Below are 2,123 nucleotides of genomic sequence, written 5' to 3'. Positions count from 1 at the left end.
ATATTGGACATTGGAAATTGGACATTTTTTTGACATTTGAACTTGGGATTTGGGATTTATTATAGAATGGATGAATTTTAAAACAGCCAAACATATAAAATACGATATACTGAATAGTTACGATAATTATAGAAAATAATCCAGAGAAAGGCAAGGTAAATCGGTTTCTTCGTCAGCGAACATTACGGTAACCCTTTGTTTATAATGCTTTCTTATCTCATCATCAATCTCATTTCGCTTCATTAAAAGCTGTGTAATTAACTCTGGCGATATTTCCTTTGTTTCTGACATCCTAAATTCAAACACCCCTTAGTGTTCATTTAAAAAGCTCTGTAATCTCTCTCTGAAATGCGATATGACGATTATAGCGGCTTTTTATCTTGTCCAGGAAGGAATCAGCTTCAGTATCCCTATCCAGCAGATTTAATGCTTCTACACAGCCAACTAGAAGTAAAGCTGCTTTATCATAGCTTCCTCTATGCTTATTTAAGACAATGGCATCAACCCGTTTTTCAATGGCTTCTTTTGCCCATTCTATATGGCTTATCCTTTCTTCTTTAGAGATTTCTTTAGTTAAAATCTCCTTTTCTATAATATCCTTGAGCTTTTCTTCTTCTTTTTTATTTCCAAAGTCATCCACCTTTTCCCATATTTTCCTAATAACTGAATTACTCCTTAAAGACATTCCTCTAACAGAAGATAGTATCAAGAATGGAATAGCTAAAGCCTGTGAGTTATCACCCCAAGACCAACCCAAAGGTTCCTCCTTACTTGCTACTTTCCACATCTTGTCATAGTTTTCAGTTAGAATATAGGATTGAACCAGCAATTTCTTTGGATAGTGAATAAAGTATTTTTGCCCTTGATGGCTTTCTAAGAAACCAATTGTCTCCTCCATTACACTTAATCTGCCCAAATCCTTAGCGGATGCTCTTAATATAAGAATCCTCTCTGTGTTAGGGCTTGAGAAGAATGCCTCTTTACACATTTCAAAGACTAGCTCTTTGTCTTTTATCTCTTCAGCTGATTTAGTTGCTAAATCAGATATTTCTGCACGGATAGGTATTTTATGAGGGATAACCTTAAGGGCTTGTTGATATACTCCAATAACCTCTTTATCCCTCTTGGCTTCTTGCAATTTGCTTATTAAGACAAGGTATATCTTATGGAATTTATTCCCATATTCTTTGGCAAAGATTGCCAATCCTTCCTCTTTTTCAAGGGAAAAGATAATTTCACAGAGTATATCAAAGTTTTTCGTATAATCCTCATTCTCTTTTTTAGAGAGAATGTCTTTAAGCAAGACCCCTTTTAGGTCTATAAGGAATTGATTCCAGTCCATTGGTCGGAATAAAAGTGCATCTTCAAGCTGTTTTAAATTAAATGTTAAAGAGCCAATATACCTAAGGTTTTCCATCTCTTCAAATATTGTCCTTGCCCTTTTATCTTTATCAGTAATCTCATATAATGCTCTAAAATATCGGGTTTTTGCTTCATTTATGTCTGTTTTTAACATCTCCTCTGGTGAATATTCATCACATGGGAGCTTATCCTCATTTTCCAAAACCTTCAATAGTTTTCTATAAGAGGAAGCAGCAAGATTAAAATTGCCAGATAAAAATAGCTCATCTGCATAATCAAAGAAATCATCCATCTCCTCTGCCCAAGATTCATCCCCATATACACGCTCATCATAATCATTCCAATCTTCAACATATTCCTCTTTCTCTATACGGCTTACGAAATCATCAATATCCGCAAGTAAAGTATCATCTGCTTTAACTTCCATCTCTCCCTTAATGGAAAGTTCATCCAAAAATCCTCCTCTTTCAATTGGCTTTAAATTCTTTGCCTTTGCCAAAAGAATAGACTTTATCTCCTCTTTAGAAAGATTGTCTATCTTTTCTTCTACCTCTTTTAAGAATGGTGCTAATCCTAATGCTTCTTTATCCATAAATAACCTTCCTTTACTTAAATTACAACATTATTTTAATTTTTTGTAACTATTCAGCCTCTATTATAGGGATATGTTAAATTTTTCTCAATCTTTTTCTTAAAAATGCCGATAAATAAGATATGAAAGACAAAGAGATATGTAAAGATTGTAAGATACTTAAAGAGAT

General features: G+C 33.7%; 2 protein-coding genes. Both read right to left on the bottom strand.

Features of this window, described 5'->3' with window-relative positions; translation table 11 throughout:
* Positions 1 to 126 precede the first annotated feature (126 nt).
* Positions 127 to 291 carry a hypothetical protein gene (locus AB1630_12675; protein ID MEW6104644.1) on the bottom strand — a complete coding sequence of 55 codons (165 nt, stop codon included), beginning with the start codon at positions 289 to 291 and terminating at the stop codon, positions 127 to 129.
* 25 nt (positions 292 to 316) lie between these two features.
* On the bottom strand, positions 317 to 1,954 hold the full coding sequence (locus AB1630_12670) for a hypothetical protein (protein MEW6104643.1): 1,638 nt from the start codon (positions 1,952 to 1,954) through the stop codon (positions 317 to 319).
* Positions 1,955 to 2,123 lie beyond the last annotated feature (169 nt).

This window comes from bacterium, from assembly GCA_040753555.1.
Taxonomy (GTDB): domain Bacteria; phylum UBA9089; class UBA9088; order UBA9088; family UBA9088; genus JBFLYE01.
This window is presented reverse-complemented; position numbering and strand designations above follow the sequence as displayed.